The following is a 13,418-nucleotide window of genomic DNA, read 5'->3' on the forward strand; positions in this document are numbered from 1 at the left end:
GGCGCAAACGGGGTATCCTGTGAGGGTGATCGAGGACATCAAGAAGCGCGCACTGCACCGCACGAAGATCATCGAGGGCCAGCTGCGCGGCATCGAGAAGATGATCGAGAATGAGGACTACTGCGTCGACATCATCACCTTGTCGCTCGCCGTGCAGAAGTCGCTCGGTTCGCTGAACAAGCTCCTCGTCGAGAACCACCTGCGCACGCACGTCTCGCACATGTACGAGCAGGGCGGCGAGCAGCGCGACGAGGCGGTCGCCGAACTGGTGCGCATCTTCGAGCTCTCGAACAACCGCAGCTGACCCGCGTCGCTCAGGTTCCCGGCGAGGTCACCGCGAGCCAGGCGTCGAGTTCGCTCGGCTCGTCGGTGATGATGCCGTCGACGCCGAGAGCGTTCACCGTCTCCCAGTGCTCGTCGGTGTTGAGCGTGTAGCAGAGCACCGCGATGCCGGCCTCGTGCGCGAGGACCAGCGCACCGGGCTGCGCGGTCACCGAGTCGACGGTGGTACCGAAGCCGATGAGCCCGAGCCGCTCGGCGAGCGGCACCGGATCCGCCGGCAGCTCGCGGATGAGCATGATGCGCGGCAGGGTCGGCGCGACGGCCCGCAACGAGTCGAGCGTCTCGAGGCTGAAGCTCTGCAGCACGATCCGACCGCGGAGGCCATGCCGTTCGACGAGGTCCGTCACGAGGCGCACCTCGTCTCGGGTCCAGTCGGCCTTCAGCTCCACGAGCGCGCGGGCGTCGTCGCGCTCGGCCAGGGCGACGAGGAACGCCTCGAGCGTCGGGATCGGCGTGCCCGCGAACTCCGGCGCGTACCAGGCGCCGGCATCGAGCCGCTCGAGCTCGTCGAGGTCGAGTTCGCCGACGGTGCGCGGATCTCCGGTGACCCGCTCGAGCGTGACGTCGTGGAAGAGCACCGGCACGCCGTCGCGCGTGAGCTGCACGTCGGTCTCGACGAACGCCAGTTCGTCCATCGCGAGCTCGAGCGAGGGCATGGTGTTCTCGGGCGCCGTCGCACGGTCGCCTCGGTGCCCGACGGTGAAGGCCGGCTCACCGGGAGCGCGGAGCGCACCGAACACGTCGATCGCGTAGACGGTCGGCGGCGACTGCGCGATGAACAGCACTGCGGCGAGGATCGCGACCGCGATCGCGGCGAGCGTCGCACGAACGGTTCGGCGGGGCGGGCTCGCGAGCGCACGGGACAGGCTGGGACGGACGGGGGTCGTGGCTGCGGCGGCACTCGGCCACCGCCGCACGGTCTCGGGTTCGACCATGCGGAAGGCGTGCTTCACGGGTTCGGGCCTTTCCACCGAACGGGCCACTCTGCCCGCGCGGTGCACGCTACTCTAGCAACACCGTTACCGTTTCGTTACCGAAATTCTCGAAGATTTCCACCGCCGTCCGGTCGGCGGGCACCCGTGGTCAGCGCCGCTCGTTGCCGCGCCGGTAGTTGCCCGTCGCCCGCGCGAGCAGATGCTGCGCCTGCTCCTCGTCGGCCCTCTGCAACGCGGCACCGAGCCGCATCGCCTCGCGGCCGCCGACCGTCGTCACGACCCGGCCGCCGCGCGACACGAGCACCGCACCGTCCTTCGCGATGCGGTAGTCGAAGGGGTCGGTGGCGAGCCGCCCGCGTTCGTCGGATGCGCCGTTGCGTCCCGCCACCATCGCCCCTACCGCAGGCTCTTCGTGTGCCAGACGGTCTTCGTCTCGGTGAAGGCCGAGATGCGCCCGAGCGCCGGCGCCGCGGCATCGGGACCGTTCTCGGGGCGCAGCACCCGCTTCAGCGTGTCGGCCGCGTCGACCTCGAGCGAGATCCAGTCGAGCGCGCCCGCGCCGACCAGGTCGATCGCGTTCACGTCGGCGTGGCTCGCGAGCCAGGGGGCGATCTCGGCCGGCGAACCCGTCAGCACGTTCACGACACCGCCCGGCACGTCGCTCGTCGCGAGCACCTCGGCGAGGCTGATCGCCGACAGCGGGAAGCGCTCGCTCGCCACGACGACGACCGAGTTTCCGGCGACGAGCGCCGGGGCGACCGCCGAGACGAAGCCGAGGAGGGACGTGTCCTGCGGGGCCACGATCGCGACCACGCCCGTCGGCTCGGGCACCGAGATGTTGAAGTACGGGCCCGCCACCGGGTTCGCGTTGCCCGCGACCTGGGCGAACTTGTCGGCCCATCCGGCGTACCAGACCCACCGGTCGATCGACTCGTCGACCTGCGCGGCCGCGACGGCGCGCGAGACGCCCTCGGACTCCTCGATCTCGGCGATGAACTGCGCCCGGCGCCCCTCGAGGAGTTCGGCGATGCGGTACAGCACCTGGCCGCGGTTGTACGCGGTCGCCCCCGCCCAGCCCGAGACCGCGGCGCGCGCGGCGACGACCGCGTCGCGCGCGTCCTTGCGGGAGGCCAGTGCGGCGTTCGCGAGGAAGCGACCGTCGGGCGCCGACACCTCGTAGGTGCGCCCCGACTCGCTGCGCGGGAACTTGCCGCCGATGTAGAGCTTGTACGTCTTCGGCACGGCGAGGCGGGTCATCGCTTCGATCCCTTCGTGGTGGCCTTCTGCGTTCGGCGGGTGCGCTTGGCGGCCGGCTCGGACGCCGAGGCATCCGCCGTGATCGCCGACTTCGCAGCGGAGCGCGTGACCGCCGCCTGCCCGATGGGCGCCGGCGCGAGGTAGGCGGCGAGCCCGTGGCGGCCGCCCTCGCGGCCGTAGCCCGACTCCTTGTAGCCGCCGAACGGCGAGCTGGGGTCGAAGCGGTTGAAGGTGTTCGCCCAGATCACACCGGCGCGCAGCTGGTCGGCGACGGCGAGGATGCGGCTGCCCTTGTCGGTCCAGATGCCCGCCGAGAGGCCGTACGGCGTGTTGTTCGCCTTCGCGATCGCCTCTTGCGGGGTGCGGAAGGTCAGCACCGAGAGCACCGGTCCGAAGATCTCCTCGCGGGCGATGCGGCTCGAGGTCTGCACGCCGGTGAAGATCGTCGGGGCGTACCAGAAGCCGTTCTCGGGGATCTCGCACGGCGCGCTCCACCGCTCGGCGCCCTCGGCGACGCCCGCATCGCTGAGCTCGCGGATGCGGTCGAGCTGCTCGCGCGAGTTGATGGCGCCGATGTCGGTGTTCTTGTCGAGCGGGTCGCCGAGGCGCAGCGTCGAGAGGCGCGTCTTCAGCCGCTCGACGACCTCGTCGTGGATGTTCTCCTGCACGAGCAGGCGGCTGCCGGCGCAGCACACGTGGCCCTGGTTGAAGAAGATGCCGTTGACGATGCCCTCGATCGCCTGGTCGACGGGCGCGTCGTCGAACACGATGTTCGCCGCCTTGCCGCCGAGCTCGAGCGTGGCCCGCTTGTCGGTGCCGGCGATCTGCTTCGCGATCGCACGGCCCACGGCGGTCGAGCCCGTGAAGGCGACCTTGTCGACGCCCTCGTGCGAGACGAGGGCGGCCCCCGTGTCGCCCGCGCCCGTGATGATGTTCACGACGCCCGGGGGCAGTTCGGCCTGCTGCAGGATCTCGGCGAAGATGAGCGCCGTGAGCGGCGTCGTCTCGGCGGGCTTCAGCACGACGGTGTTGCCGGCGGCGAGCGCGGGCGCGATCTTCCACGCGAGCATGAGCAGCGGGAAGTTCCACGGGATGACCTGCGCGGCCACGCCGAGCGAACGCGGGTCGGCACCGAGGCCCGCGTGGTCGAGCTTGTCGGCCCAGCCCGCGTAGTAGAAGAACCACGCCGCGACGAGCGGCACGTCGACGTCGCGCGACTCCTTGATCGGCTTGCCGTTGTCGAGCGACTCGGCGACCGCGAGCTCGCGGGCGCGCTCCTGCACGAGACGCGCGATCCGGAAGAGGTACTTGCCGCGGTCGCGGCCGCTCATCTTCGACCACACGCGGTCGTAGGCGCGCCGGGCCGCGGCGACCGCGTCGGCCACGTCGGCCTCGTTCGCGTTCGCGATCGTCGCGATGCGCTCTTCACTGGCGGGCGAGATGGTCTGGAAGGGGGTGCCTCGGCCGTCGACGAACTCGCCGTCGATGAAGAGGCCGTAGCTGTCGCGGAGCGAGAGGATCGCCCGCGATTCGGGGGCGGGTGCGTAGTCGAGGAAGCTCATGTCCAGTCCAGTCAGTCGATCGTCACGTAGTCGGCGCCCGAGTAGTGGCCGCTCTTCAGCTTCTGCCGCTGCAGCAGCACGTCGTTGAGGAGGCTCGACGCGCCGAAGCGGAACAGGTGGGGCACCAGCCACTCCTCGCCGACGGTCTCGGCGACGGTGACGAGGTACTTGATCGCGTCCTTCGAGGAGCGGATGCCGCCCGCCGGCTTCACGCCGACCTTGTGCCCCGTCAGGCGGTGCCAGTCGCGCACGACCTCGAGCATCAGCAGCGTCACGGGCAGGGTCGCGGCCGGCGACACCTTGCCGGTCGAGGTCTTGATGAAGTCGCCGCCCGCGAGGATCGAGAGCCACGAGGCGCGGCGCACGTTGTCGTACGTCACGAGCTCGCCGGTCTCGAGGATGACCTTGAGGCTCGCGCTCGTGCCGTCGGGCCGGCGGCAGGCCTCCTTCACGGCGACGATCTGGTCGAAGACCTCGCCGTAGCGTCCGGCGAGGAACGCGCCGCGGTCGATGACCATGTCGATCTCGTCGGCGCCCGCGGCGACCGCCTCGGCCGTGTCGGCGAGCTTGATCGCGAGCGAGGAGCGACCGCTCGGGAACGCGGTGGCGACCGCCGCGACCGAGATCAGGCCGTCGTCGGGGTCGCCGTGCGCGGCGCCAAGCGCCTCGACGGCGAACGGCACCATGTCGCCGTAGACGCACACGGCGGCGACGCGCGGCGTCGCCGGGTCGGACGCGTCGGGGGTGAGCGCCTTCGCGACGAGCGAGCGCACCTTGCCCGGAGTGTCGGCGCCCTCGAGCGTCGTGAGGTCGATGAGCTCGATGATGCGGTCGAGCGCCCAGGCCTTCGACGTCGTCTTGATCGAACGGGTGCCGAGGGACGCGGCGCGCTGCTCGAGGCCGACGGCGTCGACCCCGGGGATGCCGTGGAGGTAGCGACCGAGCGTCTGGTCGTCGGGCTCGCCGCCGAGCACGGCGAGCGCGCGCTCCCGCGCGGTGGCGAGGGCAGTGCCGGCGTTGACCGGTGCTGACATGAGTGGACCTGGCTTTCGTGTGGTGGACGACGGCGCTGGATCAGCCGTCGAGGAGGTGGAGGGCGGTGGACTCGTCGGTGACGAGCACCGTGCAGAGCCGGCTGCGCACGACCGCATCGGCCACGGCGTGCTTGGCGGGGCCCGCGACGACGGCGATCGAGAGCGGCGAGCTGCGGATCTCGTCGAGAGTGAGCCCGACGGTGCGGGCATCGAGGGCGGGGTCGACGATGTTGCCGTCGGAGTCGATGTACCGGCCGACGACGTCGCCGACGGCGCCCTTGGCCACGAGGAGGTCGACGTCGCCGGGGGCGAGATAGCCGCTCTCGACGTGGACCGAGCTGTGGTCGGCGGCGCCGGCGCTGAACAGGTAGGCGTCGGCCGAGCGGGCCAGCTCGATGACGCCGGCGACGACGCGGTCGGACTCGATCGCATGCTTCGTCTCGAGTCGCTCGAGGATCGCTGGGCTCGGCAGGAGGGTCGCCTGGCCGCCGCCCTTCTGCGAGATCGCGACGGCGGTGGCCGCGGCGGTGCCCGCCCGTCGGTTGAGGCTCACGCCGCCGTTGATCTGCACGACGTTGACGCCGGTCGCCCAGCCGTTGCGCAGGTGCTGGGAGATCTCGAAGAGCGTGCGACCCCAGCTCACGCCGAGCGTGCGGGGCACGGGGCGGAGCGCCGTCAGGTAGTCGGCGGCGGCCTGCGCGGTGCGCGCCTGGAGCTCTTCGGTCGAGGCGACGCCGGCGGAGGAGACGACGATGGCGTCGGTGAGCCCGCGCTCCTCGCGGAGGCGTCGCTCGATCGGCAGCCGACGGGCCCGTGGGTGCAGGATCTCGATGCGGATGAACCCGCGGTGCTTCGCCTGCGCGAGCAGGCGCCCCACCTTCCACCGGGTGAGATTCAGCGCCTGGCCGATCTCGTCCTGGGTCTTGTTCTCCTCGTAGTAGAGCTCGGCCGCCCTGATGGAGAGGAGTTCGTCGATCTCGTCCATGCGCCTCCGTCCGCCTCGACTTCCAGCGTAGGCAGCCGCGTGCGCATCGGCAACACTCGCAGGGGATCCTGCTCATATGAGCAGGTCGACGGCGGATGCTGCGCGCCTATGCTGGTGCAATGCCCACGCCCCTCGCGCTCGCCGTCGACTTCGGCGGCACCAAGGTCGAAGCCGCACTCGTCGACGAGCACGGCGCCCTCCTCACCGGCTCCCGTCACCGCCGGCCGACCGGTGCGACCGCGACCGCCGACGAACTCGACCGGTCCGTGCGCGAGGTCGTCGAGGCCGCCAGGGCCGCGCTCCCGGCCGACGCCGAGCTCGTCGGCGCGGGCATCGGCTCGGCCGGCCCGATCGAGGTCGCCACGGGGCGCGTCTCCCCGCTCAACGTCCCCGCCTGGCGCGGCCACCCCCTTCGCGACCGGCTCACCGAGATCCTGCCCGACACCCCCGTGGTGCTCCGGATCGACGGCCTCTGCATCGCGCTCGCCGAGCACTGGGTCGGTGCCGGTGCGGGCGCCCGCCACGAGAATCTCCTCGGCATGGTCGTCTCGACCGGCGTCGGGGGCGGGCTCGTGATCGGTGGCCGCGCCGTCGCGAGCCCCACCGGCAACGGCGGGCACATCGGCCACGTCGAGGTCGGCGGGTTCGACGACCTCTGCAGCTGCGGCGGCCGCGGCTGCCTCGAGGCGATCGCGTCCGGTCCGCGCACCGTCGCGTGGGCCCGCACCCGGGGCTTCACCGGCACCACGGGCGAAGACCTCGCCCGTGCCCACGCGGCAGGCGACTCCGTCGCGCTCGCGGCGGTCGAGCGCTCGGGCACCGCGATCGGCCACGCCATCGCCTCGGCGACGAACCTGCTCGACCTCGACCTCGTCGCGATCGGCGGCGGGTTCTCCCGGGTCTCCCCCGTGCTCCTCGACCACGCCCGCGCCGCCGTCGCCGAGCGCACCGGCTTCGCCTTCGCGACGCGCGTCGAGATCGTCCCCTCCGCCCTCTCCGATGAGGGGCCGCTGATCGGCGCCGCTGCGCTCGTGCACCGGCCCGATCTCATCGTCTGACCGCGCCCGGCGCGACGGCGGCGCCTCAGCGCGGCCCGTTCAGCGCCCCCGGCGGTCGTCCTCGACGAACCGCGGCCTCGCCACGACGATCCCCGCGACCGCCGCGGGCAGTGCCGAGACGAGCAACAGCACGAGCGGCAGCGTCCAGCCTCCGCTCGCTTGGTGCAGGAGGCCGACGACGAGCGGGCCGACGGCGACGATCAGGTAGCCGACCGACTGCACGAACCCCGACAGCGCGACCGCCCCGGCGTGGGTGCGCGAGCGCAGGTTGATGAGCACGAGCGTGAGGGGGAAGATCATCGGGCCCGTGCCGATCAGCACGACCCAGAGCCAGGTCGCGGTCGACGGGGCGACCAGCAGCCCGAGATAGCCCACGACGAACGACGCGACCGAGACGCCGACGAGCAACCGGATCCGCCCGTACCGCGCGGCGATGATCGGCACGACGAGCCCTGCGGGAAGGCCCATCGCCGCGTACAGCGCGAGCAGCGCCCCCGCCTCGGCCGGCGTCGTCCCGGCGATGTCGTGCAGCATCTGCGGCAGCCAGGCGAACGCGGCGTAGGCGTTGAAGCCCGAGACCGTGAACACCACGGTGAGCGCCCATGCGAGCGGCGAGCGCGCAAGCTGCGCGAACCCGCCCGGGCCCGCCTCCTCGGGCTCGATCGCGGGCGCGGCGGCCTGCTGCGGCCGCTTCGACCGCACGAGCAGCGCGATCCACGGCACGAGCGACAGCGCCGCCACGACCGCCCACTCGCCGAGCGAGGCGCGCCACCCCGAGGCCTCCGCGACCGGCACCGCGACGAGCGGCGGGATGAACGTGCTCACCGACATCGCGGTCACGTAGATCGTCGTCATGAGCCCGATGCGGTCGGGGAAGTACCGCTTCACGAGCGGCGGCAGCAGCACGTTGCCCACGCCGATCGCGGCGAAGGCGAGCGCACTCGCCAGCACGAGGGCGACCGCCGAGCCGGCGAGTCCGCGCCAGGCGAGGCCCACGCCGAGCACCACGAGTGCACCGACGAGCATCGGCTCGAGCCCGATCCTCCTCGCCAGCCGCGGCGTCGCGATGCCGAACACGGCGTAGCAGAGCGGCGGCAGCATGCCGAGGAGGCCGACGACCGCCGGCCCGAGCGCGATGTCCTCCTGCAGTCGCGCGAGGATCGGCGAGAGCGAGGCGACCGCGGTCCGCAGGTTGAACGCGACGAGCACGATGCCGACGAGCGCGAGCGATCGGCCCGCCCACAACGGTCGAGGCGGCAGTCGGGTCACTCCCACGAGTCTAGGTCGGCCCGCGGGACGCGCCGCTCAGAGGCCGAGGATGCCCCGGGTGCGCTCGACGTCGTCGCGGATCGTGTCGATGAGCGCGGGGATCGACGTGAAGGCGACCATGCCGCGGATGCGGTCGACGAACTCGACGTCGACGACGTGGTCGTAGAGGTCGAGCTCGCGGTCGAGCACGTAGGCCTCGACCTGCTTCTTCGGCACGCCCTCGAAGGTCGGGTTGTCGCCGACCGAGATCGCCGCCGGGTATCGCGTGCCCGCGTCGGTGAGCCAGCCCGCGTACACGCCGTCGGCCGGGATCAGCCCCTCGGATTCGGGCGTCAGGTTCGCGGTCGGGAACCCGAGCTCGCGCCCGCGCGCCGCACCGTGCACGACGATGCCCGACACGGTCGGCGTGTGGCCGAGCAGTTCGGTGGCGCGCCGCACGTCGCCGTCGGCGAGGAGCTCGCGCACCCAGGTCGACGACACCCGCCGCTCCCCCTCGGGGGCGACGTCGTCGACCACCTCGACGGTGAAGCCGAAGCGCGCGCCGAGGTCGATGAGCAGCGGCACGTCCCCGGCGCCGCGGGCGCCGTAGCGGAAGTCGCCGCCGACGAGCACGGCCTTCGCCTGCAGCGTGTCGACGAGCACCCGCTCGACGAACTCCGTCGCCGGCACCGAGGCGAGCGCTCGATCGAACGGCAGCAGCACCGTGGCATCCAGCCCCGTCGTCGCGAGCAGCTCGAGCTTCTGGCGCACGCTCACGAGCGACTCGGGGCACTTCTCGGGCGCGAGCAGCGCGAGCGGATTGCGGTCGAACGTCACGACCGTCGTCGCGAGATGCTCGGCCTCGGCGATCCCGCGGAGGCGGGCGATGACCTCGCGGTGCCCGCGGTGCACGCCGTCGAACTTGCCGATCGTGACCGCCGAGGGGCCGAAGCCCTCGGGAACGGCGCCGAGCCCCTTGTACGTCTTCACTCGGCGCCCGCCGTCGGCCGGTGCGTCGCGAGCCACCACATGCCGAGCACGGGCAGCACGAGCGGGATGAAGAGGTACCCGCGGCCGAACCACGACCACACCGTGTCGTGCGGGAACAGCGCCGGGTCGACGATGCTCAGCGTGCCCACGACGATCACGCCGGTGAACTCGAACGCGATCGTCGCCCAGGCGACGCGGTACCAGACCACTCCGGGCCGCACGAGCGCGATCGTCGCGACGACGTAGACGGCGGCGGCGAGCGCCGACAGCGCGTACGCGAGCGGCGCCTCGTCGTACTTCGAGACGATCTGCACGAAGGAGCGCCCGAGGGCCGCGAGGGCCAGCACGCCGTAGACGGCGACCAGTACGCGCCCGATGCCGCTCATCTTCGTCGGCGTACGGGTCTCCGCCGGGGCGCTCTGCAGGCTTTCCATGTCGTTCGATTCTCTCAGAAGTGCGGCGCTCAGACCGACTGCACGGTCCAGATCTGCAGCATCCGGTACACCATCACGCCGACCGAGAGCGCGGCGACGCCGAGCACGACGGTCGACCAGCGGTTGCGTTCGAGCAGCGCCCAAAACGCGGCGGCGGGCGGCAGCAGGGCCGCCGAGACGAGGTACACCCAGAACTCGAGCGCGCTGCCCGTCGGCGAGTTGCCGAGCGCGGGCGCGGCGATCGCGACCACGATCTGCACGAGGATGAGGAGCTCGACGACGGCGAGCGCCCCGAGCGTGAGATCGCTCGGCACGCGGCCGGCGAAGCCGAGCACGAGGCAGAGCAGGCCGGCCGCGACGGCGACCGCGAGCTGCACCCAGGCGAACCACTCGATCATGCGCCGACCTCCTGCGGGAACCCCGTGACGACCTTCCACTGCCCTCCGCGACGCTCGACGATCGCGATGAGGCGTTCGCCGGGCGCGACGGCCGCGAACGGCTCGCCGCGGCGATCGGCGGATGCCTCGTCGCCGGCGCCGCTCACGGGCACCCGCTTGCCGTGCCCGAGGTCGACCGCCTCCGCCTCCGAGAACTCGACGACCGTCAGCGCCCGTCGCGCTGCGGCGGTCGGGCTCATCATGGCGGACGCGACGTCGAAGCCCTCGAGCGCTGCGGCCTCGTCGACGCCGAAGCGGCCGATGCGGCTGCGACGGAGGGCCGTCAGATGACCGCCAGTGCCGAGCGCCGCACCGAGGTCGCGGGCGAGGGCCCGGATGTACGTGCCCGACGAGCACTCGACGCGCACGTCGAGGTCGAGGCATCCCTCGCCGGGCCGCACCGCGAGCAGCTCGTAGGCCGAGACGGTGACCCGGCGGGGCGCGATCTCGACGGCTTCGCCGTCGCGCACCCGCTGGTACGCCCGCTTGCCGTCGATCTTCACCGCGCTCACCGCGCTCGGCACCTGCTCGATCTCGCCCGTGAAGGCGAGCATGGCCTCGCGCAGCGACGACTCAGTCTGGGCGAGCGCGGCCGCCGTCATCTCGGCCGTGGCGGGCAGCACTTCGCCCTCGGCGTCGTCGGTCGTGGTGCCCCACCCGAGCCGGATCGTCGCGAAGTACTCCTTGTCGAGCCCGACGAGGTAGTGCAGGAGACGCGTGGCGTTGCCGACGCCGAGCACGAGCAGCCCCGTCGCCATCGGATCGAGCGTGCCGGCATGGCCGATCTTGCGCGTCCCGGCGAGGCGCCGCATGCGGGCGACGACGTCGTGGCTCGTGATCCCCTGCGGCTTGTCGACGAGGAGGATGCCGCTGTTCACGGGGTACAGGCTAACAGTCGCCGGAGCTCGAACCGGTGCCGCCCGACGCGGCCCTACGCTGGAGCGGTGAGGATCGGCATCATCGGCGCAGGAGCGCTGGGCGGAACGTTCGCGGCGCTGCTGGCGCGCGCGGGGCACGAGATCGAGGTGACCGCGCGCGGCGCGGGACTCGAGGCGATCAAGGCGGACGGGATCCGCCTGAGCGGCGGCTACGGCGATGCCCACGCCCGGGTCGCGGCGGGCGAGCTGCTCACCGTCCGCCCCGAGCTCGCGCTCGTCTGCACGAAGGCGCAGGACGCCGAGGCGGCGCTCACCGCGAACGCCGCACTCCTCGACGGGGTGCCGCTCGTCATCGTGCAGAATGGGCTCGACGGCGTCGCCACGGCCGAACGGCTCCTGCCGGGGTCGAGCGCCGTCGGACTGCTCTCGATCATCGCCGCGAACTACACGGAGCCCGGTGTCGTGCGGGTGACGACTCCCGCGACGAGCTACCTCGGCCGCGGCGACGGCGCGCCTGACGCCGAGTCGGTCCGCCTCGCGGCGATCCTCTCCGAGGCGGTGCCCGTCGTCGCGATCTCCGGGTTCCGCGGCGCCCAGTGGACGAAGCTCATCGTGAACATGCTGAACGCCGTGCCCGCGATCGTCGGCATGAGCGTGCAGGACGTCATCGGCGACCGACGGCTGCGTCGCATCGTGGCGGCGTCGATGCGCGAGGCCGTGCGCACCGGCATCGCGCGCGGGGTGCGATTCGGTGCGCTGCAGGGTCTCGGCGACCGTCGGCTGCGGCTCTTCGCGCGGCTTCCGCTCGCACTCGGTCAGGCACTCCCCTGGCTCATGGGCGTGCGGATGGGACGGGTGCCGAACCTCGGCTCGACGCAGCAGAGCCTGCGCCGCGGCCAGCCCACGGAGGTCGACTTCCTGAACGGCGCCGTCGTGCGCGAGGCCGCGCTCGCGGGCCTCGACGCCCCGGTCAGTCGCGCGCTCACCGCGCTCGTGCACGAGGTCGAGGCGAGCGGTGCCCCGTTGCCGCCCGAGCGGGTGCTCACGGCCGTTCGCGTCTGAGTCGGATGCCTCGCGCCCGCGCCGCCCGCGCGAGGCGGGCGCCGTCGCGGCGCGCTCTTCGTCGCCCGCACCCGGTCAACGCGGCGACACGACGGCGCCGACGACGAAGGGGGCCCGGCGAACCGGACCCCCTTCGTGTGCTGCGTCAGGACTGCTTGCGACGCAGGCGTGCGATCACGAGGAACGCGATGCCTGCGAGGACCACGACGCCCGCGACGATCGCGATCGTCGTGCCGGCGAAGCCGGTGTCCGCGAGGCCGTCACCGGCCGGTGCCGCGCCGTTGCCGCCGGGCTCGCCCGGGGTCTCGGGCGCGGGCGGCGCCGCGATGCAGTCGGGCGTGGCCGGCGGGTAGCTCAGCGCGACCGAGAGCTCGGGGTTCACGATGAACGTCGCGCTCGTGAGGTCGCGGGTCCAGGCGAAGTTGTCGTCGGTCTGGACCCACGTGCCGTCGCCGAGCTGCTTCCAGCCCGGCCATCCGGTCGCGTTGCCCTCGTCGTCGACGGAGGCGCCGGGCCAGAGGACGCGGTCTTCGAGCACGCCCTCGTCGTTGAGCGTGCCGAGCGCGATCGTCTCGGTGTGCTCGCCGTCGCTCAGCACGAGCGAGACCTCGCGGCTGGTCGCCTGGTCGTCGGGGTCCGTCAGCGTGACCTTGTACGAGATCCACGGTGCGTCCGCTTCGCAGACGCCGGTCGCGACCGAGCCGTCGAGCACCGGCGCGATGCAGGGCTCGTCATCGAGGGTCCACGGGCCGAACACGACCTCCGTCTTGCCGCCCTCGAACACGTAGCCCTTCGCGGGCTTCGCGGTCAGCGTGAGCTTGCCGTCGGCGACCGACTCCGTCCACACGACGCCCGGGAGCGTCTCGTCGTAGGCGACCGACTCGTTGTCGACGCCGCACGCGTCGGCGAAGGAGGCCTGGGTCGGCACCGGGATCAGGACGTCGCACGGCGTCTGGTTGAGCGCCCACGGGCCGAAGACGACCTCGGACTCGCCGTTCTCGAAGGCGTAGCCCTCTGCCGGCTTCGCGGTCAGGGTGATCTCGCCGTCGACGAGCGACTCCGACCACACGACGCCGGTGAGCTCCTTGTCGTAGCTCAGCACGTAGTTGTCGACACCGCACTCATCCGCGAACGTGGCGACCGGGGCGGCGATCTTCTCGTCGCAGGGCGTCTGGTTGAGCGTCCACGGGCCGTAC

General features: G+C 72.3%; 15 protein-coding genes. 3 read left to right on the forward strand and 12 right to left on the reverse strand.

Annotated features, from left to right (window positions below; translation table 11 throughout):
- Positions 1-25: 25 nt before the first annotated feature.
- Positions 26-304, forward strand: a complete 279-nt coding sequence (locus tag ACFVAJ_RS00710) for a metal-sensitive transcriptional regulator (RefSeq protein WP_157422625.1) — start codon at positions 26-28, stop codon at positions 302-304.
- Between the two features lie 10 nt (positions 305-314).
- On the opposite strand, the gene ACFVAJ_RS00715 is transcribed toward ACFVAJ_RS00710, so the two are convergent.
- From ACFVAJ_RS00715 to ACFVAJ_RS00740, 6 genes are all read right to left on the reverse strand, one after another.
- Complete coding sequence (locus tag ACFVAJ_RS00715) at positions 315-1,295, reverse strand: glycerophosphodiester phosphodiesterase (protein WP_376940886.1); 981 nt, start codon at positions 1,293-1,295, stop codon at positions 315-317.
- 130 nt (positions 1,296-1,425) lie between these two features.
- Entirely contained in the window at positions 1,426-1,665 is a 240-nt protein-coding gene (locus ACFVAJ_RS00720; protein WP_376940887.1) for a hypothetical protein, read from the reverse strand.
- 8 nt (positions 1,666-1,673) lie between these two features.
- A complete protein-coding gene (locus ACFVAJ_RS00725; RefSeq protein WP_376940888.1) occupies positions 1,674-2,534 on the reverse strand; it encodes an aldehyde dehydrogenase family protein in 861 nt (286 codons plus the stop codon).
- The gene (locus ACFVAJ_RS00730; RefSeq protein WP_376940889.1) at positions 2,531-4,096 is read right to left on the reverse strand and encodes an aldehyde dehydrogenase family protein; all 1,566 of its coding nucleotides are present in this window, start codon (positions 4,094-4,096) and stop codon (positions 2,531-2,533) included. Before ACFVAJ_RS00730 ends, ACFVAJ_RS00725 begins: the two co-directional genes overlap by 4 nt.
- A gap of 11 nt (positions 4,097-4,107) precedes the next feature.
- A complete protein-coding gene (gene deoC / locus ACFVAJ_RS00735; protein WP_376940890.1) occupies positions 4,108-5,130 on the reverse strand; it encodes a deoxyribose-phosphate aldolase in 1,023 nt (340 codons plus the stop codon).
- Between the two features lie 40 nt (positions 5,131-5,170).
- A complete protein-coding gene (locus ACFVAJ_RS00740; RefSeq protein ID WP_376940891.1) occupies positions 5,171-6,115 on the reverse strand; it encodes a sugar-binding transcriptional regulator in 945 nt (314 codons plus the stop codon).
- A gap of 119 nt (positions 6,116-6,234) precedes the next feature.
- Here ACFVAJ_RS00740 and ACFVAJ_RS00745 point away from each other — a divergent pair, with 119 nt between their 5' ends.
- Entirely contained in the window at positions 6,235-7,173 is a 939-nt protein-coding gene (locus ACFVAJ_RS00745) for an ROK family protein (RefSeq protein ID WP_376940892.1), read from the forward strand.
- A gap of 39 nt (positions 7,174-7,212) precedes the next feature.
- On the opposite strand, the gene ACFVAJ_RS00750 is transcribed toward ACFVAJ_RS00745, so the two are convergent.
- From ACFVAJ_RS00750 to truB, 5 genes are read right to left on the reverse strand one after another with little or no spacing between them, the layout of a single operon-like run.
- On the reverse strand, positions 7,213-8,442 hold the full coding sequence (locus tag ACFVAJ_RS00750; RefSeq protein WP_376940893.1) for a CynX/NimT family MFS transporter: 1,230 nt from the start codon (positions 8,440-8,442) through the stop codon (positions 7,213-7,215).
- Between the two features lie 36 nt (positions 8,443-8,478).
- Positions 8,479-9,411: a bifunctional riboflavin kinase/FAD synthetase gene (locus ACFVAJ_RS00755; RefSeq protein ID WP_376942440.1), complete on the reverse strand. Its 933-nt coding sequence runs from the start codon at positions 9,409-9,411 to the stop codon at positions 8,479-8,481.
- Positions 9,408-9,845, reverse strand: a complete 438-nt coding sequence (locus ACFVAJ_RS00760) for a hypothetical protein (protein WP_376940894.1) — start codon at positions 9,843-9,845, stop codon at positions 9,408-9,410. The genes ACFVAJ_RS00755 and ACFVAJ_RS00760 overlap by 4 nt, the downstream gene beginning before the upstream one ends.
- A gap of 29 nt (positions 9,846-9,874) precedes the next feature.
- A complete protein-coding gene (locus tag ACFVAJ_RS00765) occupies positions 9,875-10,243 on the reverse strand; it encodes a hypothetical protein (RefSeq protein ID WP_376940896.1) in 369 nt (122 codons plus the stop codon).
- Positions 10,240-11,160: a tRNA pseudouridine(55) synthase TruB gene (gene truB, locus ACFVAJ_RS00770; protein WP_376940897.1), complete on the reverse strand. Its 921-nt coding sequence runs from the start codon at positions 11,158-11,160 to the stop codon at positions 10,240-10,242. Before truB ends, ACFVAJ_RS00765 begins: the two co-directional genes overlap by 4 nt.
- 66 nt (positions 11,161-11,226) lie before the next feature.
- Between truB and ACFVAJ_RS00775 the strand changes: the two genes are divergently transcribed.
- The gene (locus tag ACFVAJ_RS00775; RefSeq protein ID WP_376940898.1) at positions 11,227-12,222 is read left to right on the forward strand and encodes a ketopantoate reductase family protein; all 996 of its coding nucleotides are present in this window, start codon (positions 11,227-11,229) and stop codon (positions 12,220-12,222) included.
- Between the two features lie 145 nt (positions 12,223-12,367).
- Here ACFVAJ_RS00775 and ACFVAJ_RS00780 read toward each other — a convergent pair.
- Positions 12,368-13,418, reverse strand: a 1,051-nt coding sequence (locus ACFVAJ_RS00780; protein ID WP_376940899.1) for a hypothetical protein, incomplete at its 5' end; no start/stop codon positions are given.

Source organism: Agromyces sp. NPDC057679 (assembly GCF_042799635.1).
GTDB lineage: Bacteria > Actinomycetota > Actinomycetes > Actinomycetales > Microbacteriaceae > Agromyces.

Coding starts and splice junctions, on each gene's coding strand:
- ACFVAJ_RS00725 (WP_376940888.1), bottom strand. CDS start 2,534: ATGACCCGCCTCGCCGTGCCGAAGACGTACAAGCTCTACATCGGCGGC.
- ACFVAJ_RS00730 (WP_376940889.1), bottom strand. CDS start 4,096: ATGAGCTTCCTCGACTACGCACCCGCCCCCGAATCGCGGGCGATCCTC.
- deoC (WP_376940890.1), bottom strand. CDS start 5,130: ATGTCAGCACCGGTCAACGCCGGCACTGCCCTCGCCACCGCGCGGGAG.
- ACFVAJ_RS00740 (WP_376940891.1), bottom strand. CDS start 6,115: ATGGACGAGATCGACGAACTCCTCTCCATCAGGGCGGCCGAGCTCTAC.
- ACFVAJ_RS00745 (WP_376940892.1), top strand. CDS start 6,235: ATGCCCACGCCCCTCGCGCTCGCCGTCGACTTCGGCGGCACCAAGGTC.
- ACFVAJ_RS00760 (WP_376940894.1), bottom strand. CDS start 9,845: ATGGAAAGCCTGCAGAGCGCCCCGGCGGAGACCCGTACGCCGACGAAG.
- ACFVAJ_RS00765 (WP_376940896.1), bottom strand. CDS start 10,243: ATGATCGAGTGGTTCGCCTGGGTGCAGCTCGCGGTCGCCGTCGCGGCC.